19 protein-coding genes are annotated in these 25428 nt (G+C 46.0%); 12 read left to right on the top strand and 7 right to left on the bottom strand.

The window, feature by feature from the left end:
• Nucleotides 1-244: 244 nt before the first annotated feature.
• The 3 genes from xseB to dxs are packed head-to-tail and all read left to right on the top strand — an operon-like array spanning nucleotide 245 to nucleotide 3258.
• Entirely contained in the window at nucleotides 245-484 is a 240-nt protein-coding gene (xseB, locus tag JM642_RS13810; RefSeq protein ID WP_011623480.1) for an exodeoxyribonuclease VII small subunit, read from the top strand.
• A 2-nt stretch (nucleotides 485-486) separates the two neighbouring features.
• Nucleotides 487-1368, top strand: coding sequence for a (2E,6E)-farnesyl diphosphate synthase (gene ispA / locus JM642_RS13815; protein ID WP_203431996.1), 882 nt, complete (start codon nucleotides 487-489; stop codon nucleotides 1366-1368).
• 21 nt (nucleotides 1369-1389) lie between these two features.
• Nucleotides 1390-3258 (top strand): 1-deoxy-D-xylulose-5-phosphate synthase, encoded by a 1869-nt coding sequence (gene dxs, locus JM642_RS13820; RefSeq protein ID WP_172590075.1) that lies wholly within the window; start codon nucleotides 1390-1392, stop codon nucleotides 3256-3258.
• Between the two features lie 119 nt (nucleotides 3259-3377).
• Here dxs and grpE read toward each other — a convergent pair whose 3' ends face one another.
• Entirely contained in the window at nucleotides 3378-3998 is a 621-nt protein-coding gene (grpE, locus tag JM642_RS13825; RefSeq protein WP_037416074.1) for a nucleotide exchange factor GrpE, read from the bottom strand.
• A 99-nt stretch (nucleotides 3999-4097) separates the two neighbouring features.
• On the opposite strand from grpE, the gene nadK reads away from it, so the two are divergent.
• From nadK to JM642_RS13860, 7 genes are all read left to right on the top strand, one after another.
• Nucleotides 4098-4976: an NAD(+) kinase gene (gene nadK / locus JM642_RS13830; protein WP_086023973.1), complete on the top strand. Its 879-nt coding sequence runs from the start codon at nucleotides 4098-4100 to the stop codon at nucleotides 4974-4976.
• Nucleotides 4977-5726: 750 nt separating this feature from the next.
• Nucleotides 5727-7370: an L-lactate permease gene (locus JM642_RS13835; RefSeq protein ID WP_047535865.1), complete on the top strand. Its 1644-nt coding sequence runs from the start codon at nucleotides 5727-5729 to the stop codon at nucleotides 7368-7370.
• 66 nt (nucleotides 7371-7436) lie between these two features.
• Nucleotides 7437-10241, top strand: coding sequence for an FAD-binding and (Fe-S)-binding domain-containing protein (locus JM642_RS13840; protein ID WP_203431997.1), 2805 nt, complete (start codon nucleotides 7437-7439; stop codon nucleotides 10239-10241).
• 302 nt (nucleotides 10242-10543) lie between these two features.
• Entirely contained in the window at nucleotides 10544-11287 is a 744-nt protein-coding gene (locus JM642_RS13845; protein WP_011626788.1) for a (Fe-S)-binding protein, read from the top strand.
• 10 nt (nucleotides 11288-11297) lie between these two features.
• The gene (locus JM642_RS13850; RefSeq protein WP_203431998.1) at nucleotides 11298-12692 is read left to right on the top strand and encodes a lactate utilization protein B; all 1395 of its coding nucleotides are present in this window, start codon (nucleotides 11298-11300) and stop codon (nucleotides 12690-12692) included.
• A 1-nt stretch (nucleotide 12693) separates the two neighbouring features.
• On the top strand, nucleotides 12694-13263 hold the full coding sequence (locus JM642_RS13855) for an LUD domain-containing protein (RefSeq protein WP_203431999.1): 570 nt from the start codon (nucleotides 12694-12696) through the stop codon (nucleotides 13261-13263).
• 445 nt (nucleotides 13264-13708) lie between these two features.
• Entirely contained in the window at nucleotides 13709-14887 is a 1179-nt protein-coding gene (locus JM642_RS13860) for an AAA family ATPase (protein WP_203432000.1), read from the top strand.
• 246 nt (nucleotides 14888-15133) lie between these two features.
• Here JM642_RS13860 and JM642_RS13865 read toward each other — a convergent pair whose 3' ends face one another.
• From JM642_RS13865 to JM642_RS13875, 3 genes are all read right to left on the bottom strand, one after another.
• Entirely contained in the window at nucleotides 15134-15643 is a 510-nt protein-coding gene (locus tag JM642_RS13865; protein WP_099457769.1) for a hypothetical protein, read from the bottom strand.
• A gap of 353 nt (nucleotides 15644-15996) precedes the next feature.
• Nucleotides 15997-17508 carry a hypothetical protein gene (locus JM642_RS13870; RefSeq protein WP_037416051.1) on the bottom strand — a complete coding sequence of 504 codons (1512 nt, stop codon included), beginning with the start codon at nucleotides 17506-17508 and terminating at the stop codon, nucleotides 15997-15999.
• A 229-nt stretch (nucleotides 17509-17737) separates the two neighbouring features.
• The gene (locus tag JM642_RS13875) at nucleotides 17738-19084 is read right to left on the bottom strand and encodes an MATE family efflux transporter (protein ID WP_169547025.1); all 1347 of its coding nucleotides are present in this window, start codon (nucleotides 19082-19084) and stop codon (nucleotides 17738-17740) included.
• 422 nt (nucleotides 19085-19506) lie between these two features.
• Here JM642_RS13875 and JM642_RS13880 point away from each other — a divergent pair, with 422 nt between their 5' ends.
• Nucleotides 19507-21051 (top strand): MFS transporter, encoded by a 1545-nt coding sequence (locus JM642_RS13880; protein WP_203432001.1) that lies wholly within the window; start codon nucleotides 19507-19509, stop codon nucleotides 21049-21051.
• A 126-nt stretch (nucleotides 21052-21177) separates the two neighbouring features.
• Here the strand turns inward: JM642_RS13880 and JM642_RS13885 are convergent, their stop codons facing one another.
• A complete protein-coding gene (locus tag JM642_RS13885; protein ID WP_203432002.1) occupies nucleotides 21178-21699 on the bottom strand; it encodes a DUF3087 domain-containing protein in 522 nt (173 codons plus the stop codon).
• A gap of 342 nt (nucleotides 21700-22041) precedes the next feature.
• Between JM642_RS13885 and JM642_RS13890 the strand changes: the two genes are divergently transcribed.
• On the top strand, nucleotides 22042-22818 hold the full coding sequence (locus tag JM642_RS13890; protein ID WP_203432003.1) for a transporter substrate-binding domain-containing protein: 777 nt from the start codon (nucleotides 22042-22044) through the stop codon (nucleotides 22816-22818).
• Nucleotides 22819-22828: 10 nt separating this feature from the next.
• On the opposite strand, the gene JM642_RS13895 is transcribed toward JM642_RS13890, so the two are convergent.
• Nucleotides 22829-23932 carry a GTP-binding protein gene (locus JM642_RS13895; protein WP_203432004.1) on the bottom strand — a complete coding sequence of 368 codons (1104 nt, stop codon included), beginning with the start codon at nucleotides 23930-23932 and terminating at the stop codon, nucleotides 22829-22831.
• Nucleotides 23933-24038: 106 nt separating this feature from the next.
• Nucleotides 24039-25409, bottom strand: coding sequence for a DEAD/DEAH box helicase (locus tag JM642_RS13900; protein WP_172590081.1), 1371 nt, complete (start codon nucleotides 25407-25409; stop codon nucleotides 24039-24041).
• Between the last annotated feature and the right edge of the window lie 19 nt (nucleotides 25410-25428).

Genomic DNA, 25428 nt, shown 5'->3' on the forward strand with positions numbered 1-25428 from the left:
TCCGTCAACGGTAACACTTTGGTCTTAACCCAAGCCTTATTTTATGATGTCTTAAGATGATTATAAGCATAATGCTACTATTGTCATTTATCGGACAAGCTCTAAGCAAGTTTAGTGGCAATTTCTATTTTCTGAAAAAAATTCAGCAACAAAGCGTGCTATCGAGCAAATATCCATCGACTGAATTTGACCCTTGAGCCGCCCTGATATACCTTGTGTCCGCTCTTTCAAAGGAATTATTAACGTGGCAAAGAAACCCGAAAATCTCAGTTTTGAAGAATCCCTTGGTGAACTCGAGCGCATCGTTGCTGAGTTAGAGCAGGGCGATGTCTCTCTCGATGATGCGTTAAAACAATTTGAACGAGGCATCAATCTGGTGCGTAACAGCCAGGCAAAACTTGAACAAGCTCAGCAAAAAGTGGCCATTTTACTCAAGCAGGATGAAAATGCGCCCCTATCTCCCTATGCCGTTGAGGGCGAATAAGCGTGTTAGTCAATGCAATAAAAGAATATCAACTACGAGTTGATAACCAATTAAAACAACGTTTTAGTACACTCGAAGATACAGCTCCTCAGTTAAAAGCCGCGATGACCCATGGTGCCCTTTTAGGGGGAAAACGCATTCGTCCCTTCTTGGTTTACAGTGTCGGGCAAATGTTTGGTGTAACACTTGAAAAACTCGATGCCTGCGCCGCCGCGATTGAATGCATCCATGCCTATTCGTTAATCCATGACGATTTACCCGCTATGGATGATGATGCACTTCGCCGTGGTCAACCCACAGTGCATATCGCTTTCGATGAAGCCACCGCAATTCTTGCTGGGGATGCACTACAAACTTTAGCTTTTGAGATTGTGACTGAAGCCGTGCCAGGGATTACCAGCGAGCAACATATCGCTATGGTCAGAGCATTGGCAAAAGCCTCTGGTTATCGGGGGATGTGTGGCGGTCAAGCCATCGACTTAGCCTCCACCGATAAGCACATTGATCTTAAAGCATTAACTCAACTGCATAATATGAAAACAGGGGCGCTGATCAGCTGCGCTGTTGAGTTAGCCTTGATTGCCGCGAACGCGCCAAAAGATCAATATCAGACTATGATGGAATTTGCCCATGCCGTAGGACTTGCCTTCCAAGTCCAAGACGATATTCTGGACATTATTGCCACCACGGAAGAACTCGGCAAACCTCAAGGCTCAGATGCCGAGTCAAATAAGAGTACTTTTCCGCAACTACTTGGACTGCAAGGCGCAAAAGATACCGCCGCGCAACTGATCCAAGAGGCACTATCAGCGCTGGCTAAATTGCCATACAATAGCCAGTTAATTGCAGACTTCGCCCGCTATATTATTGAGCGAAGAATATAAAAAGAGACGAAGTATCTCGCTATGAGTTTGGACATTTCTCAGTTTCCGGTGTTGGCACAGGCCAACACACCTAATGAACTCCGCCAGCTTCCACAGGCCCTATTACCCCAATTGGCCGATGAGTTGCGGGAGTTCCTTCTTAAGTCCGTTGGCATGTCCAGCGGACATTTTGCCTCTGGGCTTGGCACAGTCGAGCTGACTGTTGCCCTGCATTATGTCTATAACACCCCGTTTGACCGTTTGATTTGGGATGTTGGTCACCAAGCCTATCCCCATAAAATCCTCACTGGTCGCCGTGATAGAATGCACACCATTAGGCAAAAGAACGGTTTACACCCCTTCCCTTGGCGGGAAGAAAGTGAATACGACACCTTTAGCGTAGGCCACTCAGGCACCTCCATCAGTGCCGCATTAGCCATGGCCGTTGCAGCCGAAAAAGAACAGGCAGGCCGTAAAGTGGTTGCAGTGATTGGCGATGGTGCAATGACAGGCGGCATGGTGTTCGAGGCAATGAACCACGCGGGTGATTTGCACAATGATATGCTGATGGTGCTAAACGATAATGAAATGTCGATTTCAGAAAATGTCGGCGCACTCAACAATCACTTAGCCCAATTGATGTCAGGCCGCTTCTACACCACGATTCGTGAAAGCAGCAAGAAAGTGCTCAAGGGCATGCCTGTTATCAAAGAAATGGCCAAGCGCACCGAAGAACACCTCAAAGGCATGGTGGTTCCTGGCACACTGTTTGAAGAATTAGGCTTTAACTATATCGGCCCTATCGATGGCCACGATGTCGATGCCCTAGTGGAAACCCTGCGCAATATGCGCAATCTCAAGGGGCCACAAGTGCTACACATTATGACCAAAAAAGGTCGCGGTTATGAGCCAGCAGAAAAAGATCCTATCGGTTGGCACGCCGTCCCTAAATTTGACCCATCACAGTTTAAGAAGCCAGCGACTAAGCCGGGACTACCAACCTTTTCCCAAGTGTTTGGCAAATGGTTATGTGATATCGCTGAGCAGGATGAAAAAGTCTTAGGCATTACCCCTGCCATGCGTGAAGGGTCGGGTATGGTGGAGTTTTCGCAGCGCTTCCCAAAACAATATTTTGATGCAGCCATTGCCGAGCAACATGCGGTGACCTTAGGCGCAGGGTTTGCCTGTGAGGGCTATAAACCTGTGGTCGCCATTTATTCGACTTTCCTGCAACGCGGCTATGATCAGCTGATCCACGACGTCGCATTGCAGCGTTTACCCGTACTATTTGCGATTGACCGTGGAGGTATTGTCGGCGCCGACGGCCCAACCCATCAAGGGGCGTTTGATTTAAGCTTTATGCGCTGTATTCCAAATATGGTGATTATGGCGCCATCGGATGAAAATGAATGTCGCCAGATGCTGTATACCGGGTATTGCTATGATGCAGGTCCAAGCGCGGTACGCTATCCAAGAGGTAGTGCAACAGGTGCGACTCAAGTTGAAGCCATGACGGCGCTGCCAATTGGTAAAGGGGTGATTAAGCGTTTAGGCAAACGTGTCGCGATGCTTAACTTCGGGACTACCTTAGCCGCAGCACTCACTGCCGCAGAGACTTTAGATGCGACAGTGGTCGATATGCGCTTTGTGAAACCGCTGGATGTGGATTTAGTCAAAGAGATGGCGCAAACCCACGATGTGCTCGTCACAGTGGAAGAAAACGCCATTATGGGCGGCGCTGGCTCAGGTGTGCTAGAGCTTCTGCAAAAGCTTAAAATGCCTAAACCTGTACTACAAATTGGCTTGCCCGATGAGTTTATTAAACATGGATCACCAGAAGAAGTGATCCATGACTTACAACTCGATGCCGAAGGCATGTTAGCGCAGATTAATGCCTATCTCGCCAATTAAGCTCAAGGGAGCTTGCTCCCAGTTTATGAAAAATAAGCTACTGATTAACTTACAATAAAATTTTTAAACTAAAAAGGACTGCATCTGCAGTCCTTTTTATTGGTTTAACGTTTTATCGCTTACGCTTCAATATCAATCGAAGCAGACTCTTGGCTAGGACCACCTTGAGACACCATCACCATGGCTGGGCGCAATAAACGGCTATTCAGTTCATAGCCTTTTTGCATTACTAACATCACAGTATTGGCTGGGAATTCAGCACTTGGTTGCATACCAATCGCTTGATGTTGATCAGGGTTGAAGGCTTGTCCTTGAGGATCGATTTGTTTTACACCAAATTTCGCCACAGCGGTCAACAAACTCTTTTGTGTTAACTCAACACCTTCATAGATAGCTTTAGTGGTTTCATCTTGCGGATTAGTCCCTTGCAGCGCTCGCTCCATATTGTCTATCACTGGCAGCAATTCGTTGGCGAATTTTTCCAGAGCAAACTTATTGGCTTTCTCTACATCCATCGCAGCACGACGACGAATGTTATCCACTTCGGCAGCTGCACGTATTACTGAATCTTTTTGCTCATCAACTTTCGCCAAAGCGTCAGCGAGTAACTGTTCCAGCTCTTCAATACGGAAATTGGCTTGGGTAAGCTCATCAATCAGACTTGCTTCTTCGGTAGAAACTTCAGACTCTACACCCTCTTGGATCAGATCCTGTTCTGCTTTAATCGACTCGTTGCTCATTTTCACTCCAGCTAAAAATGCTTTGTTTCTAAATACTCTGGGCATATTATGGGGATCAATTTTGACGTTTCAAGGCCTAAGGCCAGATCTAGCATAAATATGACCACAAAGTTCCACACCATTGGCCTAATTGGTAAGCCGCATCATCCAGGGACAAATCAAACCCTCAAACGTCTGCACCACTGGCTGACGATGCAAGGTTATGAAGTCCTCGTAGAAGAGCGGGTAGCAACTGAGTTAGGCCCACAAATTGTGGCGGTTGATTTATTAGAGATTGGCGAGCGTTGTGATTTAGCGATAGTCGTTGGCGGTGATGGCAATATGCTCGGCGCCGCCAGAGTGCTGGCGCGCTTCGATGTGGGCGTGATTGGTGTAAACCGTGGCAACCTTGGCTTTTTAACGGATTTACCACCGGATGCATTCGAAGAGGCGCTCGCTAAAGTGCTCGATGGTGAGTTTGATACCGAGCACCGTTTTTTACTTGAGGCAGAGGTCTATCGCCATGGACAGCTAAAAGCCAGTAATACCGCGGTAAATGAAGCGGTGCTGCATCCGGGTAAGATCGCTCACATGATTGAATTTGAGGTCTATATTGACAATCAATTCATGTACAGCCAACGCGCCGATGGCATGATAGTTTCCACTCCCACGGGGTCAACCGCCTATGCACTGTCAGCAGGTGGGGCGATTCTCACCCCCAATTTACAGGCATTAATTTTAGTCCCGATGTTTCCACACACCTTGTCATGCCGCCCTATTGTGGTCGATGCTTGCAGCACCATTAAGATGGTGGTTTCCCCTGAAAATGGCGAAAACCTTGAGGTTAGCTGTGACGGCCATGTGCATTTAGCAGTATTACCCGGCGATGAGATCATCGTGCGCCGCAGCTCTGAGCAACTTAGGCTTATCCATCCTAAAGGCCATAATTACTTCCATGTGTTGCGAAGCAAACTTGGCTGGGGCAGTAAGTTGTTTTGAGTTTGTACGAGGAGATGATGCGAAGCTTAACTCAAGCAACCTACCATAAAAAATATAGATAATGACTGACTATAGTTGTTAACAAAATGGAGTTGTGCAGCTGCATTGCTGTAAACAGCTTTATTAACCGTTATTAAATTTCAGATTAACTCATATTTCATAAAGTGACATTGCTCACGCTCAATTTCCCCACCCGATAAAATGTGAGCTAAGTCACACTAAAAATTTCCATCTAAAAATCATATAAAATAATAAAAATCATAAATTTAAAATAAATCATTAAAAACCACCGTTCCTTTTAATGAAAACCTGCGTGACATAGATCACACCTTAATATTGTCTTAAAAATTCATTAAGTGCCCATTAATGAAATAAATGGATCAGTTAATTGCAATACTGATCGCTAATTTAGTGAAGATCTGATTTTTTATAACTAAAAAGCATACAAGTTAAATTAATTACTGAGCATAGGAATATACAAACCACTCTTTAAGTGACATTGGTCACAGTTGAAGAAATCCTATGAGAGAAGCCTCCCGCAGCACTGTAAATTAGCATTTCATACAGCAGTCAAAATGATCTAGATCATATAAGTTCAACCCCGAATAGCGTCTAGTACACACCACAGAATGTCGTAACAGTGATTATTAGTAGTGAATACTGCTGATTTATCCACCATAAGTTCTGATATCGAAGCACCAATAAGATTCCTATAAAAAATAAGACAGACCACTTTATGTAGAGGCAAGCATGACAATACTCCAACTCCTCGCCAGCTTGACGCCAGTGCTCAGTGTAATGATCTTTCTTGTATTACTGAGAATGCCCGCGTCAAAAGCTATGCCCATTTCCATGGTAGTTACGGCCATCGCCGCCGTATTTATTTGGCAAATGGATACCACTCTATTGGCCGCATCCGTTCTTGAAGGACTGCTGTCAGCGATCACGCCATTAACCATCATCTTCGGTGCGGTATTCCTACTTAATACTCTGAAATATTCAGGTGCAATGGATACTATCCGAGCAGGCTTCACTAACATCAGTGCCGATGCCCGTGTACAGGTGATTATTATTTGTTGGTTATTCGGTGCCTTTATCGAAGGTAGCGCTGGCTTTGGTACGCCAGCCGCCATTGGCGCGCCACTGCTGGTATTACTGGGAGTACCTCCTGTCGCCGCCGCCGTAGTCGCCTTAATTGCTGACTCAGCCTGCGTATCATTTGGTGCAATTGGTTTACCCGTGCTCTTTGGGATGGAACAGGGTCTTATTCAAGGTGGTGTAAGCATGGCTGCTGAGCAGTTTGCTGCCCATGGTGGAACCTATGCGGGTTATGCTCGATATATCGTAATGCATATGATCACTATCGACTTAATCACAGGTTCATTAATTCCGCTGGTTATGGTGACGATGCTGACTGGGTTCTTTGGCCGCAACAAATCCTTTAAAGAAGGCTTAGCCATTTGGAAATTTGCGATTTTCGCAGGTCTTGCCTTTACTGTCCCCGCCTGGATTATTAACTACCTTGCAGGCCCTGAATTCCCATCGGTTATTGGTGCATTAATCGGTATGGCACTGGTGATCCCTGTTGCGCGTAAGGGCTACCTACTGCCTAAAACACCTTGGAATGATTTCGCAGAGAATGACAACCAAGAAGGTGTGAAGATCGAAGCGAAAGCCCAGTTTTCACAAATTGCCGCCTGGACACCTTATATCATCATGGCTGCACTGTTAGTGTTATCTCGTACAGTCACGCCACTGAAAGCTTGGTTATCGAGTTTCAACATTAGCTGGACAGGCCTGATGGGTACTGAGCTTAAAGCGAGCTTTGCGACCTTATACGCCCCTGGTGCCTTCTTCGTCGCAGTGTGTATTATCGGTTTCTTCCTGTTCAAAATGAAAAGTCCTGCGATTAAGCAATCCATCGGTGTTTCATGTAAGTCGATGTTGCCGACCATTATCTCATTAGGTGCTTCAGTACCTATGGTGAAAATCTTCTTAAACTCAGGTGCTAATGGTGCTGGACTAGCCTCTATGCCAGTGGCCTTAGCCGATATGTTGGGCCATTCAATGGGCGCGGTATGGGCATGGATGGCGCCTATCGTGGGGATTTTTGGTGCCTTCCTGTCAGGTTCAGCGACGTTCTCAAACATGATGTTCTCAAGCCTGCAATACAGTGTGGCTGATAATGTTGGCATGAACCATACGCTGATATTGGCACTGCAAGGTATCGGTGCAAACGCCGGTAACATGATGTGCGTAATGAACGTGGTTGCCGCAGCAACTGTAGTAGGTATGGCGGGTAGAGAGTCGGAAATTATTCGTAAAACAATGCCTGTTGCCCTTGGCTACGCCTTACTTGCAGGCACTATCGCAACACTTTGGGGTGGCTTCTAATCCATCTTGTTCGAAGTCACGCCGAGTGACTTCGACTTTCTTCTATAAGATAAAGAGAGTGATGTTATGTCGATTAACTACAAAGAGGTCATCAGTGATCTCAGAACACAATTAGGTGATCGTCCGGTGACGGATGATCCCGTCCGTCGTTTTGCTTGGTCTACCGATGCCAGCTACTTCAGAATCGTGCCCGAAGTTGTTGTCCATGCCGAGACCTTAGAACAGGTAAAACTCACCTTAGCCGTTGCCCGCAAGCATAATGCGCCCGTCACATTTAGAGCAGCAGGCACCAGTTTATCTGGCCAAGCGATTGGTGAAGGGATACTACTTATCCTTGGCCATGATGGTTTTAGAAAGATTGAAGTCAGTAGCGATGCAAAACAAATTACCTTAGGTGCCGCCGTTATTGGTTCAGACGCGAATGCTGTGCTAGCGCCACTGAATCGCAAAATCGGCCCCGATCCAGCGACAATCGCTTCTGCAAAAATTGGCGGGATTGTCGCCAATAACGCTTCAGGCATGTGCTGTGGTACGGCGCAAAACAGTTACCAAACCATCGCATCGGCAAAACTGTTGTTTGCAGATGGCACAGAACTCGATACTGGCTGTGAAAAATCTAAGGCTGAGTTTGCCAAGACTCACGGAAAATTACTGCAAGAGCTGAGCGAGCTCTCCCACCTAACGCGCCATAACACCGTATTAGCCGAACGCATTCGTAAAAAATATTCCATCAAAAATACCACTGGCTACGGTATTAACTCCTTAATCGATTTTACTGATCCTTTTGACATTATTAACCACCTAATGGTCGGGATGGAAGGTACGTTAGCTTTCATTAATGAAGTCACTTATCACACCGTGAATGAAGCTAAATTTAAAGCTTCAGCCATGGCCGTCTTCCATAATATGGAAGATGCGGCACGCGCCATTCCGCTCATTAATGGTGAAAGCGTTTCTGCGGCAGAGCTCCTCGACTGGCCATCCATTAAAGCGGTAACCGGCAAGCCTGGCATGCCTGATTGGTTGTCAGAACTACCAGCCCTATCAGCGATTCTACTGATTGAATCCCGCGCAGATGATGCTCAAACGCTCGAACGCTATACCCAAGATGTCAGCGCCAAACTGGCTGGTTTTGACTTCATCCGTCCGATGGAATTCAGTACCAATCCCGCGGTTTACGACAAGTACTGGGCTATGCGTAAAGGGCTTTTCCCCATTGTCGGTGGCGAGCGTCCAAAGGGAACCTCAGTTATCATCGAAGACGTAGCCTTTGAGCTTGAACATCTAGCCGCAGCAGCTCACGATATCACAGAGCTTTTCCATAAACATGGTTACCCTGAAGGCTGTATTTATGGCCACGCGCTGGCAGGTAACTTCCACTTCATCATTACTCCGACCTTCTCCACTCAAGCCGATATCGACCGTTTCCATGCCTTTATGGACGATATCGCCGATATGGTGATTAACAAGTACAACGGCTCGATGAAAGCTGAGCATGGTACTGGTCGTGCGGTGGCACCATTCGTTGAAAAAGAATGGGGACAAGATGCTTATGTTTTGATGAAGAACATCAAACAACTGTTTGATCCTCAGGGTATTTTAAACCCAGGCGTTATTCTTAACGATGATGCGAACGTCCACGTTAAAAATATTAAGCCCTGTCCTGTCGTCGATGATTTTGTTGATAGATGTATCGAATGTGGCTTCTGCGAAAAAACCTGCCCAACATCAGCACTTAACTTCTCGCCACGTCAGCGGATCGCGACTCTGCGTGAAATCGAGCGCTTAGAGCAATCTGGCGATAAAGCCGCCGCCGAGAAAATGCGTGCCGATGCCAAGTATGATGTGATTGATACCTGCGCGGCTTGTCAGCTCTGTACTATCGCCTGCCCTGTCGACAACAGCATGGGTCAGTTGGTACGTAAACTGCGCACCCCATATATCAGCACCACTGAGCAAAAAGTGTTGGATTTCCAAGCCAAACACTTTGGCGCCGTTAACCAAGTGATCAGTACGGGCTTTGATGTACTTGGGGTTATCCATAAAATCACCGGCGATGGTATCACCAACGCGCTGATGAAAACTGGCCGCTTACTCTCTAAAGAAGTGCCCTATTGGAATCCAGACTTCCCGAAAGGTGGCAAACTGCCTAAACCGTCCCCAGCTAAAGCAGGCCAAGAAACCGTGGTTTACTTCCCAGCCTGTGGTGGCCGTACCTTTGGCCCAACACCTAAGGATCCGGATAATCGCACCTTGCCAGAGGTGGTTGTTACCCTGCTCGAACGTGCGGGCTATAACGTTATTACACCAGAGAAGACCCGCGATTTATGCTGCGGCCAAATGTGGGAATCTAAAGGCGACTTTAAAAACGCCGACGCCAAACGCCAAGAGCTTATCGATGTGGTCAGCAAGATGAGCAATGGCGGCAAGATCCCAGTGTTAGTCGATGCCCTATCTTGTACTTATCGCACCCTCACGGGTAACCCACAGGTACAAATTACGGATCTAGTTGAGTTTATGCACGACAAGCTGCTGGACAAGCTGACCATCAACAAAAAGGTCAATGTTGCTTTGCACTTAGGTTGTAGTGCTCGCAAGATGAAGTTAGAGCCTAAGATGCAAGCCATTGCTAATGCTTGCTCGGCGCAAGTGCTCAAACCTGCGGGTATTGAATGTTGTGGATACGCCGGTGAAAAAGGTTTATATAAGCCAGAAATCAACGCCAGCGCCCTGCGCAATATTAAGAAGTTAATCCCAGTTGAGGTTAAAGAAGGCTATTACGCCAACCGTATGTGCGAGGTCGGTTTGACCCAACACAGTGGTATTTCCTACCGCCACTTAGCGTATCTGCTCGAAGAGTGCAGTCGCTAACACACTGACCAAACGGGGCTAAAGATAGCCCCGTTTTTCTTTAGAAGAAAACTATTCTCATTTATCGACAACTCCGCAAAGTTAACGAAATAAATCTTAAAATAAAAACCAAATTAACCATTTAAAATCATATTGTTAAAAACTTCTCATTTTTGCAAAAATCTAGTAGATCATTTACTAAATTAGCGCTACTTATTTACTTAAGATAAGCCTATATTTGATCAACTACCTTAGCATTTGTGTGGACTTTGGGGTCACAGTGCAAGGCAATGTCGTTCACTAACAAGAAAGAGAAAAACACAATGAAAATCGCTCTTTTCATCCCGTGTCTCGTTAACCAAATGATGCCAGACGTGGCGATTGCCACCCTGGAATTACTGGAAAAACTCGGACACCAAGTGATTCTACCCGCAGGCCAAACATGCTGTGGCCAACCTATGACCAACTCGGGTTGCTTCGATGCAGCACGCAGTACTACCTTGAAATTACTCAATGCTTTCAAGGGTGTGGAATGTGATGCCATTGTTTGCCCTGCCGCGTCTTGTTTAGTGGCCGCCAAAGAAAACTTCCACGAGTTTGACAACAGCCCTGAAGCCCAAGCCGTTATCGACAAACTCTATGAACTGACCGAGTTCCTCCACGATGTCGCTCCAATTCCTGCCTTCAACAAGCCTTTTGCCCATAAGATCAGCCTGCAACTGAGCTGCCACGGTATTCGTATGTTGAGCCTTGCCACACCAAGTGAGCAAATGGGCCCACGATTCAACAAAGTAGAAGCCGTACTCGCCAATATCGCCGGAATCGACATTGTCTATCCAGACCGTCGCGACGAATGCTGTGGCTTTGGTGGGACTTTTGCCGTCGACGAAGGCGCTGTATCGGCCAAGATGGGTAAAGACAAGGCTCAAGCCCACGCGGCAACAGGCGCGCAATATGTGGTTGGCTTCGACCCTTCATGCCTATTACACCTCGATGGCATGATCCGCAGACAACAATTGCCAATTGAAATTCGCCACATAGCGCAAGTACTTAACGCCGCGCTCTAGGAGACCCACTATGGCATATCAACATAATCACGAGGCAACGGGTTCACAGGTTCACGCCTACAAGGCCGATATTTTCTGCCGTGATGAAACCCGTGTTGACTGGCACTCTAAGGCCCTTTGGGTGCTGCGGGAAAAACGTGACCGCGCCGCAGGCAGCTTACCCGAGTGGGAACAACTGCGTCAGTTAGGCTCAGAAATCAAACTGCATACCTTAACTAACCTTGCGCAATATCTTGAAACCTTTGAGCAAAATTGCCTAGCAAACGGTATCAAAGTCCACTGGGCAAAAGATGGCGCCGAGCACAACCGTATCGTACACGGCATCTTAGCCAGTCATCAGGTGAAGAAGTTAGTTAAGTCAAAATCCATGCTGACCGAGGAATGTCACCTCAATCCTTACCTAGAGCAACACGGGATTGAAGTTATCGACACCGACTTGGGCGAGCGGATTATTCAGCTGGCGAAAATGCCGCCTTCGCACATTGTGGTGCCCGCTATCCACATGAAAAAAGAAGAAGTCGGTGACCTCTTCCATGAGAAACTCGGCACTAAAGCGGGGGCAGCCGATCCCTTGTATTTAACCCGTGCCGCCCGCGCGCATTTGCGTGAAAAATTCCTCAGCGCCGATGCCGCCATGACAGGGGTAAACATGGCGATTGCCGATAAGGGCGCCGTGGTCGTTTGTACCAACGAAGGTAACGCCGATATGGGCGCTAACCTGCCCAAGTTGCAGTTGCATTCAATGGGGATCGACAAAATTGTCCCCGATATCGACAGCGCCGCCGTGTTACTACGCACCCTCGCACGCAACGCAACTGGCCAACCCGTCACTACTTATAGCGCCTTCTACCGTGGACCACAGGTCGATGGAGAGATGCATGTGATCATCGTCGATAACGGCCGTACCGAGATGATGAAGGATAAAATCCTTGCCGAATCATTGAAATGTATTCGTTGCGGCGGTTGTTTAAATACTTGTCCTGTGTATCGCCGCTCTGGTGGTTACAGCTACAACTACACCATTCCCGGCCCGATTGGGATTGCGGTGGGTGCCAAGCATGACGATACCAACTCCATCGCTTGGGCTTGTACTCTGTGTGGTAGCTGTACCTATGTCTGCCCGACCAAGGTGCCGCTCGATAAGATTATTCACCACCACAGACGTCTTAAAGCCGAAGCCGGACAACTCCCCTACGGCAAAAACGGCTATATGCCATTAGTGGGTAAATTTATGGCAAGCACTACTCTGCTCAATTGCTCAATGGGCGCGGCCCGAACTGCACTGCGCATTCTGCCGGGTAGTCTGCTCAAGCCCTTTAGCGGTGCCTGGGGTAAATACCGTGAACTGCCCGTCGCCCCCAACTCCAGCTTCGAAGCTTGGTTTAAGAAACACAGGAGCCTATAAGATGTCTAGTAAGCACGAAATTCTCAATGCGCTCAAACTGTCGGCTTTAACAAACCATCCAATGCCAAGCATCGATGTCGCCCCGCGGGTAGAAGATCTGGTTGGCCAGTTTGAAACCAATCTTAAAACCGTGGCGGGAACACTTCACCGCGAAGGCGGTCTTGCGGCACTACAAGCCAAAGTGGATGAGCTTCTCGCCCAAGGCTTACAAGTCATCTCACTCGTTGAGGGCGTCACAGCAAACCGTGATGTGCCGCCAACGGCACATGAACTTAGGGATATCGATTATGCGGTGATCCCTGGGGATGTTGGTGTTGCCGAAAATGGTGCCATTTGGGTAAACAATAAGAACTTAGGCCACAGAGTAACGCCTTTTATCTGTGAAAACCTGATCTTAGCCCTGCCAACCAATAAGATTGTGCCAAACATGCACCAAGCGGCAAAAGACATCACGCTAGCCTCAGGTGAGTTTGGGGTGTTTATCGCAGGCCCCTCAAAAACCGCCGATATCGAGCAAGCCTTAGTCGTCGGTGCCCACGGTGCCTGTAGCTTGAACGTGTATTTGCTGTAATGCCTCAAGATTTAATGTAACCAAGAAAACGCAAAGGTTACGGGACAATCGAAACAAGAAAGCCGACCTTCATTGGCGGCTTTCTTATTTAAAATTTAGCATAACGATATTTGAACAATTTGATTTATAAGGCTTAATCATCTAAAGGTACAGGCTTGCCATGGCCTTCGCTCGCCGACTAGGTGAATAGAGCAATCTAGGATTTTTAAGCTTATGAACGAGAGTCATGGTCGTTATCACGTATCCCTGCATTGCACGACATTCAGGCGCCTACTCTTTGATAAGCGCCGCAGCCAAAGCAATAGCTAGTGATAAGTAAGGGATCTTTATCAAGTCGCTTTAACCAAGTGCGATAGCGCAATACTGAGGATGCCTTGCGAGTATCCTCGACGTGGCTGGTCGTATTCTCGACTATCTATTTGGCATTTATAGTAAAGGTGAGTAAATGAACGAGGTATTACTACAAATAAAGGCGCTCACCAATAGTGATCCTTTGTTGACGGCTGTCATTGTCGGAGTATTAACATTTACGTTAATTGGACTCGTAGGCTACATACTAAAAGATGTTCCCGCGAAACTGTTTAGTTGGCTCAGCAGCCTGCTATTTGTGCGGCTCACTATAGACGATAGCCATCAGGCACGCACAGAGATATTCAATAAGCTGTCCTTTTTGATCAGTAATACTACCATTCCGTTTTTTTCACGCTCTATCTCTGAGGCTGTGTACTTTGACTATGGTGTGAACTACGACGGGCGTGTCAGTGTCAAGTCTATTGGCTACGGTATGCACCTGTTTAAATACGATGGCTGTTTTATGTTGGCAACCCGCACTAAGGTCGATAGTACGATGGCATACGATTCTATTACTGTAAGCGCACCATGGTGGGCAAAAGATAAACTATATCGTTTTTTAGAAGATACTCGTGGAGACATTTCTACTGAGCCGAAAGTGAATATTTTCGAAGAAACCGAATGGTGTCGCTACGGTACATTGAAATCATCAGGTTTTAGTGACTTAGTGCTAGATGAAGGGTTTAAGCAGGAGTTGATGAGGGAAGTTGATAACTTCGCAAGTCGGGGAAAATCGGTTGTCAGTAAGCTAACCATACTGCTACATGGAAAAACGGGCACGGGTAAGACGGGTATCGCGAGGGCCTTAGCGGTTGAGTATCATCGCAATCTATACATATTAAATCTATCGACTGTCAATGATGCCACTATTCATAAAGCAATTAGAAAGGTAGCGCCCGGAGCGATGTTGTTAATAGAGGACTGTGATTGTGTAAAGGCTACGGTATCACGTGCAGCTGAAAGCAATGTAGACAACCCACCACTCACTTTAGGTGGCGTACTAAACGCGTTAGACGGGATCATTCCTCTTGATGACTGCCTAGTCATAATGACCACAAATCATCTTGATCATCTTGACCCAGCGTTGATACGTAAAGGTCGTGTAGATGTCAGTGTTGAAGTGCCACTTATCAGTGCAAAGCAAGTTAATGAGGACTACTTTGAGCGTTTTGGCGCAGTACTGAATAGAACTGAGCCATTGTTAGGTTGTGAAGTCTATGAACTCCATCGCAGAGCGAAGTTAAGATATGGTAGTGTCCATAATTCTGTGTGATTTTAGTAAAAATCTGACTATCCATTTTAGATCAACAACATAAGCACTTTTGGTTTGTCTACAACTTGTACGAGCTAAAGCTGAGACATGAAATTGAGCTAACTCATTAAAATATTGGTGTATTTAAGACATATTAACCCACCCAATAAAACAAATGGGCAGTAATTGGTTTGGTTAAGCAAGGTTACAGTGAGTTGCAGGACATGACATCCCATTTTTGAGATTGGCCAGTCAATAATTGATTTTTTACTTTTTATAAGGGAACGACCAAGTGTTGTTGGGTGTTTTTATATTTGGGTTAACTAACCGCAATGCATCGTATAGTTCACTTCGCTTATATGGATAGTTAGGGCTCAATAAAACTGATGAACCATTATTCATTTTCACTAAAATAAGGCTAGCGTTTGATCCTATATCTGTACTGTGCTCAATTTCAATAATGTCTTGCGGATTGACGCTGAACGTCCATTCTTTAAAAGTAGGGTGAAATGAGCTGAACTCGGAGTTTGTCAGCTTGATATAAAATTTAGCAGGATGAGTAAGCAACCATGCTGTTAGCGATAACAGAGCAAGCTCAGAAACCACAACAATATATTTTACGTAAAATAAAAATTCGTTATAAAAAGGATCACTTTTTGGAATGAATATCAAAATAAGCCAAAGGATAACGGGCAAAAAAAGCATATTAAAAGCGAGCATTTTGGCTTGTTGTTTTCTGTTTCTTTCATAATAAAAAAAGGTGCGTTTAATATTCATATAATTAACGCCTAGATTCAGATCGAAAAGCACCGCAGTTGGTTGACGTTATCACCTGCACCTTCTGCTGGCGATAAAATTTGATTATTACAAGTCTGAGCATTCATCAAAAATCCGTATAATTGGGATTGTCTGAAACTCCATCTCAACGACTCCATCACTGAGATAATCAAACAACTGGCGATTTTAAAACAACAACATAATGTACTTTCGGTTTGCCTACAACACGCTCAGATTAAAATGGTTTATTAAACGATCGGTTGGGTAAATTGCGTATATAAAAAATGGCAGAGAAAAATTGTTTCTCCGCCATTTTGATGAAAAAGCTCAATCTATGTTTCTACAACAACCTGCTACATAAAGGCTTTCGTAAAGGCTTCCTTCGACTGGCGAATATAATTGCGTGCACTTTGAGCATGTTGTTCCCATACCGCCCTATCGCTTGGATCGGTAAAGGGATTTTGCTCGGCGGCAATCGAGCGCTCAAAGCGGTCATAGAAGGTTAACATCGCTGAAGTAATTTGATTAAAACGTTCTTTAAACTCCTGAAACTCATCCATTTTTTCAGTCGTTTTAATCATGTACTGTACCAGTTCAGCATTACTATTAGAGGCAAGTAAGGCTTCGGCTTTGGCGCTGATATTGGCATTCACTTCAGCCATGATTTGCGCCCGAGTCTGCTCATCTTTACTCATCACCTTGCTGTAATTTTCGGGCGTACGGGCAATGCTGGCGTGTTGCAGATAGCTACGCAGATGTTTGTCTAAATCCTTGCGGAAATTATCTAAGTTCTTCTGCATACTGACTAAATCATTATCGAGTGCGGTCACCTGTTGCAACTCTTTTTCGATTTCAGACATAAAGCGCTCGGCCTGTTGATAAATCTTAAGGCCGTTTTCCTCGGCAAACTTTTTATCACTGCGACTTAAGTCGCTGTTGTCATAGTTTGAGCGGTCAAAGGTGGCCGCAAGGAAGGATTTAAAAGGTTCAGCAAAGGCTGAGTAGGCGCCAGCACTCACCACATTTAAGGTGGCGGTTGCTAAGTCACCAAAGGGCTTGACCATAGAGCCTAAACGCGCCTGTTGAATCGGCGACGCAATCCGCTTAGCGTCAGTTAACACCGACCTAAAGGTGTTATAACCCAAAGGGTTAGACATTTTATTGCGCTCAGAGGTCGCCAGTACAAAGGTGATACTGGAATAAATCGCATTCGAATACTCAAGGTATTGTCTTTGGCTTTCGAGCTGGGCGGCGTAGTTTTTCCCCAGCGTTCTAAAGGATTCGGCCTGAACCTCGTAGTTTTTGTCTTCTTTAAGTTTATCTAAAATGCCGCCGATAATTTTTTGCTCGTTTTTTTGCAGGGCAATATCTAAGCGAATTTTATCGAGGGTTAAATCATCCAAACTGATAGGGCCATTAATCGCTTCAATATCGAGGCGAACATATTGACGACTCGGATCGTCAATCGACACCCGATGGGCTAAATATTCATTTGTGCCAGGAGTAACATCGATAAGCGCCACATGCTGCCACTGGGCATCCAGTTTTAATACGGGCGATGTGAGCACATTAATCCGATATTGGGTTTGGATATTTTGAGTTTTTACCCAAAACTCTAATAGACCCGCTTCCGATACAGGGTATTTACTGACAATACTGCTATTGCCTTCTGCACATAACAACGCACTCTCACCACTATGGGGCTCAGCACCCTCAAATTGGCACCCCATGATCCAAGACCAAGGTTGTGATAAGCGGTTACCCTCAAAATCGCTAGCAAACACTAACTCATTATCCTTGGCGCTGGCGTTAACACTGGTTAACACGCCAAACAACAGCATAGAGATGACTGCAGCGGTGCGCATAAGAGCCTCATAAAACTTAAATAACAAACGAAAAGCCAGACAAAGTGGCCCAGAATTTATCCTATCCACCTGCATTACTGTCAGTCGGTAACGGTATTTTATCGACAACACTCATACTACAGACTGAGCTCATTTTAAGCAGGGTTTAAACCAGCGAAATGTATCAGAGCCCATGCCGACACGCCAGTATTAAGTCGGTTTCAAGACTAAGATAATAACTAAACAAAAATTAGGCTTTAATCTTAAGCCGCTGCATGGCAATGAACATCCAAATGACCAATAGCGTGCTACAGGTCGCGAGCGATATCCACACACCGATCACGCCAAAAGCCCAAGCAAAACAGTAGATAATCGCAGCAATCAGTATGAGTTTTGCGCCAGTTAGAATCGATGCTTGTTTCGAACAATTAATCGCTTGGAAGAAGCTCGCCCCCACTAAAATGAGGCCTTCCATCGGCAAGCCCCAGAAATACCATCGCATGCCTTCAATCGCGACGGGCGTAAGGCTTGGGTTATCACCGGCAAACAGGTACACCAACCATTCAGGGCGGGAATAAATCAACACTAGACCGAGTGCGGCGGTGAGTAGGGTCATGCCAAAGGCAATATTGCGTGCCTGTTTAACCCTATCGAAGCGCCCTGCTCCCGCATTAAAGCTATAAATCGGCTGAGTACCGAGGGCAATCCCCTCAAAAATCAGGTAGAAAAACGCTTCGGTATAACTGACCACCCCGTATGCTGCCACATGCAAAGGGCCACCAACCCATAAAAATGCGGTGTTATGCAGAGTCAATACAATCGACAGATACAGATTCATTAAAAAGCTTGGCAAACCAACACGGGCGATGTTGATGCAGTTATCAAGCTTAAGCTTCATCTGCTCTAGGTTGATTTTGAGCTGAGTGCGCGCCCCAAAAAAATGCTGCAGGCAGAGCAAGCCAGTCACAGCCTGCGACAACATGGTGGCAATCGCCGCCCCTGCTAAACCGAAGGGAAACACCACAATAAACAGCCAATCTAAAAAGGTGTTCAGCACGCCACCTAAGATCAGCACAAAGGTCACCATGGAGGGGCGACCATCGTTACGCAGTAAGGTGGTAAATGTCATTGAGATAATAGGGAAATGACATAAGGCAAAATACCAAAACAGGTATTCATTAGCATTTTCGAGTATTTCTCCCTCAGCGCCGAGGGCGATTAAAATATCTCGCGAAAAAATCCCGCCGATTAAGGCAAAAAATGCCCCCGCCAGTAAACACAAGCTAAAGGCGTTGCCGAGCAACTTACGCGCCTTGGCGACATTACCTTGCCCCAAGTTAATCGAGACTAACGCGGCACTGCCCATGCCAATCATGGCACCGACGGCGTAGAGAATCGCGCCCACGGGATAAGCCAGCATCATGCCAGCAAGCCCCGTTTCACCGAGATAATGGCCGACGAAGATACCATCAATGGTGACATATACCCCAGTCACCAGCATGGAGGCGATTGTTGGAATGGTATAGCGCCAGAAAAGCTTCGAAATCGGCTCTTGCAGCAGGCGTTGATCCGTTGCGCTATGGGAAACAGCAGTCATAACCAAATCTCACAAAAATAAAGGCAGGGTGCGCACTCAGATTGTTCTAGCGGTATTCACTTAGATAAATAGAATGATGAACAAAAATGCGGCAATGGATTGTACCTAAATTTTACTTTAATACCAAACCCGATTAGCAGGATAAATTTATAACAAAAACTAATCTACACAATATCTTACTGATGGCACACTTTTACCAACCCATCACGACAAATAAAACACTACTCAATAACAGATGTGGCGAAACTCATCATTTTTCACTACTTTTTTGGTATTTACCCCTTAATTAGGTAAAGTGTAGGTTTATATTGCCAGAAATGAGTTAATTATCGAGGCATTATTTGTCTCTGCAATTGAGCTAACCATTTAATTAATAATGAATTAGTTAAATTAAAGTCAATAACAATAATAAAGGGAAGGACATGAGTCACAATAGTCCAAATGCAGAGAATGATCTGCGCGAAGTCAAACAGTTAGGTATGTGGGCCTCCATCACTAGCCTAAGTTATATTTTTTGGTTAGTGGGCGGCATGGAGCTGGTCGAGCGAATCGCCTATTACGGCGTAAAAGCCAGTGCTGGCTTATACGCCAAAGCGCCTGAATCGGCTGGCGGTCTGGGGATCAGCCTCAGCGACTATGGCATTATTATTTCGCTCTGGGCGATTATGCAGACATTTGTACCCGTCTTTACTGGCGGGATTTCCGACAGAGTCGGCTACAAGGAAACCATTTTCGGCTCGACTGTGATTAAAATCATGGGCTACCTGACTATGGCGTTCTTCCCTACCTTTTGGGGCTTTTTATCGGGGGCACTGCTACTCGCCATCGGTACGGGTATCTTTAAACCCGGTATTCAAGGCACCTTAGTGCTCTCCACCAATCGCAATAATACCTCCATGGCTTGGGGGATATTTTACCAAGTCGTGAATATCGGTGGCTTCTTAGGCCCATTGGTTGCCGTGCATATGCGTCAACTTTCTTGGGATAATGTGTTTTATGCCTGCGCCGCAATTATCTCACTAAACTTCCTGTTTTTATTGACATATACCGAGCCAGGAAAAGCCGAGCGCCTCATCCGTAATCAGCAAATTAAATCAGGTGAAGTCAAACAAGAGTCCCTATGGCGCGACGCTTGGCATGAGCTTAAAAAGCCAATTGTGATCTATTACATGCTAGTTTTTGCAGGCTTTTGGTTCCTCTTTAACGCCCTGTTCGACGTACTGCCGATCCACATATCCGAGTGGGTCGATACCAGTGTGATTGTCACTTCACTCTTTGGTAGTGAAGGCACCAGCAACGGTATTTTACAATTCTGGCTCGGATTAAATAATGAAGGCACGAAAGTGATGCCTGAGGGCATGCTTAACCTCAACGCCGGCTTGATTATGACGAGCTGCTTTTTAATTGCCGCCCTGACCGCCAAATACCGCATAACTACTGCCATGTTGATTGGCTGTTTACTCAGTATTTTAGCCTTTGTGTTTATCGGTGCCTTCCATGCGGCTTGGTTTATTGTGCTCGCCATCGCCATGTTTTCGATTGGCGAAATGATGATTAGCCCAAAGAAAAACGAATTTATGGGTAACATTGCCCCCGAAGGTAAAAAAGCCATGTACCTTGGCTTTGTGATGCTACCTCAAGGGATTGGTTGGGGCTTAGAAGGTTATTTTGGCCCAAAACTCTATGAAATTTTCGCCTCGAAAGAGTTGTTCTCACGCGACTTATTACTCGAGCGCGGCATGAGCGCAACGGATGTGAATGCCATTCCGCAGGGTGAAGCTTTTACCACCCTAGTCAGCTTTACCGGTGAAAATGCCCATGATCTGACTCAGCTGCTTTACCACAGCCACAACATTGGTATGGCTTGGTATATTATTGCGGCGATTGGCACCATTTCGGCGGTGGGTATTTATTTCTATGGTAAGTGGTTACTGACGCTGCAACGTGCGCAGCAGGCAACGAACTAATACCTTAACCGCGTTATCTAAGCCGCTAATCGATTCCAAATAAAAAGTGAGTGTGCATGCACTCACTTTTTATTTAACGGCCTTGATACGCGACTAAGTCATTAAATCTAGTCATTAAATCTAGCCTTAAAAACCCGCTAACAGTTCGACCTCAAATTGTTCAGCCGATAGCGCTAATCCTAAAACGTCGCATTGTGCCTGTAACTGTGCAAGCTCCTTATCAATCGCTGATAAGGTCAAGGTATTATCATCCAGCAAATACACCTGGCGTAAACTGGTGAAGTAAAATAGCAATGTAATCAACGCATTTATATCATTGTCCGCCGCAGCTGCTTTGACTTTAGCCAGCTTGCGATAAATGCGATTTTGCAGTTGCTTTAACTGCCACACATAATAAATCTCTTTAAAAAAGGGCTGAGTTTTTAGCTGATAGACAATGGCACTACAAAGTAATACCGCCAAAATCACCCCGAGTAAATTCCAGTGGAAATTTCCTGTAGGCTCACCGGGTAAAGCCTCAACGCCAAAGAGCGCAATTAATCCAGCCCCAAAGCCAAGGGAGCAAACGATCAAGGCCAACACTAAGGCCACCATAAAAAGGTTCATATTGCTACGATAAAGGGATTTATCAATTTGCTGTAACTTCATGGGTTCTCTTTTAATCAAAATACGCATTGGCGGCGCAGCATAACCCAGTTTGCTTGAGCTTGCCTGAATAATATAAGTCTTCCGCCATCACACCAACCACAAAGGATACAATTTGAAACAAATATGGTTAAGGATTTATATTATAAAATTACCAATCTTTTTATTTAGTTATCTTCCGGTTATTGAGGCACGGTTATCCGCATTAATGACAGGTACGTGCAGATAGGGATCTAAATCAGTGTACAATTTGCTGATATTCAAAGTACGTAACGATTTATTTAACAAACTCCCCTTACTTGCACCACATTCCACTTGGAATGAAGCAACCATCACAGGAATGAAATGGCATTAAAGAACACCTTGCGAAGGTTAGTTTTGCTCACCCTCATTTGCTTAGTCGCCCCTATAAAAGCAGAGGAGCTCTTTGCTGTAGGGACTCGTTTTAGCCAAATTTTTGAACAAAAACCGAACGGCGAATACATCGGTTTAGGGGTAGATATACTCAATCGTTTTGCCCAGCAACAAAAAGTGACCATTCATTATCAAATAGCGCCTTGGCGCCGAGCGCAATCTATGGTCGAGCGCGGCCAAGCAGATATTTTAATTGGCCCCTATTTTTCGGAAGAACGGCAAAAGCACTTAGCCTTCTCGGCCCAACCCTTTTATCGCGATGAAATCGTTTTTTATGCCGGAGTCAATCATCCCACGCCTTGGGATGGTAGTTATGCCAGTATCCATGGATTAAGAATTGGCAAAATGCAAGGCTGGAGTTACGGCTATTTGTTTAACGAACGCACCAAAACGCTCACAATTAATGAATTTGCAGATCTCAAAAGTGGTATTGAACGCTTATCCCGTGGCGATCTTGATTTGCTTGCCACCAACATACGCAATACTCAAGCGGTGCTCGCGCAAATCAAAATTCCACAGGCAATCACCCCTATAATGCCCAGAATTGATATCCAAGATGGCTTTATGGCCTTTCCAAAAGACGTAAAATTTCAACCACTTCAACAACGTTTCGATCTATTTATGCAACATATGGTTGAGACAGGCGAATTGGCTACACTGGCAAAAATACGTGGCGTTACCATTCCGACCTCAATGCTCACCGATTAATCCCCTTCAATTAAATGGCTAAACATTCCATTAAGGCCAGTTCAATGTGGTCCCAATCCAGCTCTTGGGTTGCAATCATTTCGAGCCGAGAATCAACACAATCATCAAGTTCAGTGACAGTCATATCCCCACTGCTCCAATTGATCCCTGCAATACCATCGCTGGTAATCATTACAGCCTTTAACCGCAGTAAAGTAGGATTTGTTTGGGTCTGGAGGGTAATAAATTGCATTAATTTATCAAAATCAAACTCTTGCATAGGTTCAAATACCCAGCCGCAGCTAAAACAGCCCTCCCCCTGATTTTGCTTACGTACTATGCCACGCGCATCAAACTGGTAGACTTGCTCGCTTGCCTCCTCGGTAAACAGCCCCTGCAAACCCAAAGTGTCGGCAGTGTTACGCAACACACTGCGAGATTGGCTCAATGCGTTAATGCTAGCGGCTAGGTTAATGGCCGGTTTAGGTAAATCACGGCGGGGTTGCTTAAGGAGCTCAAGTAATTGAGCCGATAAGCCTTGAGGCGAACTATGCTCCACCACTGGCGTATTATCGAGTTGTAAGGCATTGAGATAATGAGTTAATTCCTGAGCTAATTGCCTGCCCTGCAATACCTCAAACTCAGGATATAAATCGGTTTTGGTTGCAACGATCACATCGGCTACTTGCAACTGCTGCACAAAATTATCATGTCCGCGGTAGCGTTCATCCATTAATTTACGGGCATCGATTAGGCATAAAGTACTTTGAAGGCGAATAACATGTTGATAATGGGGCGCACTGAGGACTTTAATAATTTCATTAGGGTGCCCGAGTCCCGTAGGTTCAATCAGCAAGCGATCAGGCTTAGCACGAGCGATCAGTTGATTGATTGCCACTTGCGTGGGTACGCCCGCCGCGCAGCACATGCAGCCCCCGGCAACTTCACGAATCTGCACGCCACTGTTGTTTGCCTCTAAGAGGCCCGCATCGATACCGACTTCACCAAATTCATTGACTAATATCGCCCAAGTTTCGCCCTCCGGCTTAGTCTTAAGTAGTTGTTTTATAAGCGTTGTTTTACCGACACCTAAAAAACCTGTGATGATATTGGTGGGAATGGCTTTGACGATCATGGACAACACTCGCAGGGTAACGGGCAACGTTTAGGGGCATTCGAGTGTAGGGATATTCTAGTTAAAGCTCAACAAAAAGCGCGCCTTGGGCGCGCTGCGTACTGCACTATTTTACTTTATTGCCGCCCTGCGGCTTACCACCAGAACGCTGAGTTTGAAATGGGCTAAATTTCGCCTTATCTTTTGAATACTTACCCTCGCGGGTAGGAGATTTTCTTGCTCTAGCTTGGCTCTCACTCGACTTTCCGGCAGCACTGACTTTGCCAATAGTGCGATCTTTTGGAGCTTTATAACTCCATTTAGTTTTAGTGGTTGCCGCGGGAGCATCGCGGTAACGTGCAGGCAGTGGCGTGCCCTCCTCGTAACCAGGCTGCACGGTGACAGGGAGTTGCTGACCAATTAAAGCTTCAATCTCAGCGAGCATTTCATCATCTGCAGAGCTGACAAATGAAATCGCTCGACCTGACAGGCCAGCACGGCCGGTACGACCAATACGATGAACATAATCTTCCGCGAGGAAAGGCAACTCTAGGTTTATCACTAAGGGCAGCGCCTGAATATCAAGCCCGCGGGCCGCCACATCGGTTGCCACCAACACGCGCAGTTTTCCGGCTTTAAAATCATCGAGCACTCGATTACGCGCCCCTTGGGTTTTATCTCCATGAAACACGCCCGCGCTGATCCCATCGAGTGTTAGCTCCTGCAATAAATGCTCAGCGCATTCCTTAGTACTGGCGAACACCAGCACTTGGCGCCAATTATTGCGCCCCACCAGCTCAGATAATAACTCTGCTTTGCGACGTTTATCGACCCGATACACTAGCTGTTCTACGGTCGATGCCGTGGTATTTTCGGCAACATTAACCCATTCAGGTTGATTGAGCATCTTATGGGAGAGTTGCTTCACCGCATCGCTATAGGTGGCTGAAAACAACATCGTTTGATGTACAGGGGCAATAAGGCGCTTCACCTTTTCAATGTCGCGTACAAAGCCTAAATCGAGCATACGATCCGCTTCGTCGATCACTAAGGTCGTTACACTGGACAGGTCTAAATTGAACTGGCCAATAATATCGAATAGTCGCCCTGGCGTTGCGACGAGGATATCGACGCCCTGCTCGACGCCTTTACGCTGCGGATTCATATTCGCACCGCCATAAACCGCTAAGGTTTTAAGGGGCAAAAACTGGCTATATTTTTGAATATTCGCACAAACTTGAATTGCCAACTCACGGGTTGGCGTCATCACTAAGGCGCGCAGCAAGGGTTTATCGGCAGGCTGGGCAGCAAGTTGCTCAAGCACGGGCAAGGCGAAGGAAGCGGTTTTACCTGTTCCAGTCTGAGCACAGGCCATAATATCCTTCCCCGTTAAGGCGAGAGGAATAACCTGTTGTTGCACTTGAGTGAGTTGCTGATAGCCACACTCAGTTATCGCATTCAAAATAGGTGAAGATAAGCCGAGTGTGTCAAATTTCATAGGAACTCTTAGGTGTTAG

This window comes from Shewanella sp. LZH-2, from assembly GCF_016859145.1.
GTDB classification, from domain to species: Bacteria; Pseudomonadota; Gammaproteobacteria; order Enterobacterales; family Shewanellaceae; genus Shewanella; species Shewanella xiamenensis.

Excerpts from the sequence above, each read along its gene's own strand:
- dxs (WP_172590075.1), top strand. The coding sequence starts at position 1,390 with ATGAGTTTGGACATTTCTCAGTTTCCGGTGTTGGCACAGGCCAACACA.
- grpE (WP_037416074.1), bottom strand. The coding sequence starts at position 3,998 with ATGAGCAACGAGTCGATTAAAGCAGAACAGGATCTGATCCAAGAGGGT.
- nadK (WP_086023973.1), top strand. The coding sequence starts at position 4,098 with ATGACCACAAAGTTCCACACCATTGGCCTAATTGGTAAGCCGCATCAT.
- JM642_RS13835 (WP_047535865.1), top strand. The coding sequence starts at position 5,727 with ATGACAATACTCCAACTCCTCGCCAGCTTGACGCCAGTGCTCAGTGTA.
- JM642_RS13840 (WP_203431997.1), top strand. The coding sequence starts at position 7,437 with ATGTCGATTAACTACAAAGAGGTCATCAGTGATCTCAGAACACAATTA.
- JM642_RS13845 (WP_011626788.1), top strand. The coding sequence starts at position 10,544 with ATGAAAATCGCTCTTTTCATCCCGTGTCTCGTTAACCAAATGATGCCA.
- JM642_RS13850 (WP_203431998.1), top strand. The coding sequence starts at position 11,298 with ATGGCATATCAACATAATCACGAGGCAACGGGTTCACAGGTTCACGCC.
- JM642_RS13855 (WP_203431999.1), top strand. The coding sequence starts at position 12,694 with ATGTCTAGTAAGCACGAAATTCTCAATGCGCTCAAACTGTCGGCTTTA.
- JM642_RS13860 (WP_203432000.1), top strand. The coding sequence starts at position 13,709 with ATGAACGAGGTATTACTACAAATAAAGGCGCTCACCAATAGTGATCCT.
- JM642_RS13865 (WP_099457769.1), bottom strand. The coding sequence starts at position 15,643 with ATGAATATTAAACGCACCTTTTTTTATTATGAAAGAAACAGAAAACAA.
- JM642_RS13870 (WP_037416051.1), bottom strand. The coding sequence starts at position 17,508 with ATGCGCACCGCTGCAGTCATCTCTATGCTGTTGTTTGGCGTGTTAACC.
- JM642_RS13875 (WP_169547025.1), bottom strand. The coding sequence starts at position 19,084 with ATGACTGCTGTTTCCCATAGCGCAACGGATCAACGCCTGCTGCAAGAG.
- JM642_RS13880 (WP_203432001.1), top strand. The coding sequence starts at position 19,507 with ATGAGTCACAATAGTCCAAATGCAGAGAATGATCTGCGCGAAGTCAAA.
- JM642_RS13885 (WP_203432002.1), bottom strand. The coding sequence starts at position 21,699 with ATGAAGTTACAGCAAATTGATAAATCCCTTTATCGTAGCAATATGAAC.
- JM642_RS13890 (WP_203432003.1), top strand. The coding sequence starts at position 22,042 with ATGGCATTAAAGAACACCTTGCGAAGGTTAGTTTTGCTCACCCTCATT.
- JM642_RS13895 (WP_203432004.1), bottom strand. The coding sequence starts at position 23,932 with ATGATCGTCAAAGCCATTCCCACCAATATCATCACAGGTTTTTTAGGT.
- JM642_RS13900 (WP_172590081.1), bottom strand. The coding sequence starts at position 25,409 with ATGAAATTTGACACACTCGGCTTATCTTCACCTATTTTGAATGCGATA.